We start from the raw sequence: 630 nt of genomic DNA, 5'->3' as shown, positions 1-630 counted from the left end.
TGCCTTGGTGATCTTCGGTGCTGTTTTTTTGGTCTCTTCCTGTTTCGGGCGTTTGCTCTGATCCAGTTCAATCTTCTTTAACTCACTGACAAGTCCGTCCCTGTCTTTTACACATACATATACGTCATAGCTTGTATTTGCATCCAGTTTCGAAAGCTTAATGTTTGTAGCTTTATTTGCGGCAATATCAGTTCCTGCTTTCGAGGTGTCAATCTTAGGTGCAGTTGCTCCATGTTTCACTAATTTATAGTAGTACTGGCCTGCTTTATCTGACTGAACCGTTACTAACGCTTCTGTTATGCTATTCCATCCGCTGAAATCTGCCTTGGTGATCTTCGGTGCTGTTTTTTTGGTCTCTTCCTGTTTCGGGCGTTTGCTCTGATCCAGTTCAATCTTCTTTAACTCACTGACAAGTCCGTCCCTGTCTTTTACACATACATATACGTCATAGCTTGTGTTTGCATCCAGTTTCGAAAGCTTAATGTTTGTAGCTTTATTTGCGGCAATATCAGTTCCTGCTTTCGAGGTGTCAATCTTCGGTGCAGTTGCTCCATGTTTCACTAATTTATAGTAGTACTGGCCTGCTTTATCTGACTGAACCGTTACTAACGCTTCTGTTATGCTGTTCCA

At 42.1% G+C, this 630-nt stretch carries 1 pseudogene; it reads right to left on the bottom strand.

Features of this window, described 5'->3' with window-relative positions:
- Window positions 1-630: pseudogene (locus WMO28_RS16790) on the bottom strand (hypothetical protein); the annotation flags it as partial.

Origin of the sequence: Blautia aquisgranensis (genome assembly GCF_040096615.1) — a bacterium.
Lineage (GTDB): Bacteria > Bacillota > Clostridia > Lachnospirales > Lachnospiraceae > Blautia_A > Blautia_A aquisgranensis.
The sequence above is the reverse complement of the archived record's forward strand: the minus strand, read 5'-3'. Positions and strand labels throughout refer to the sequence as shown.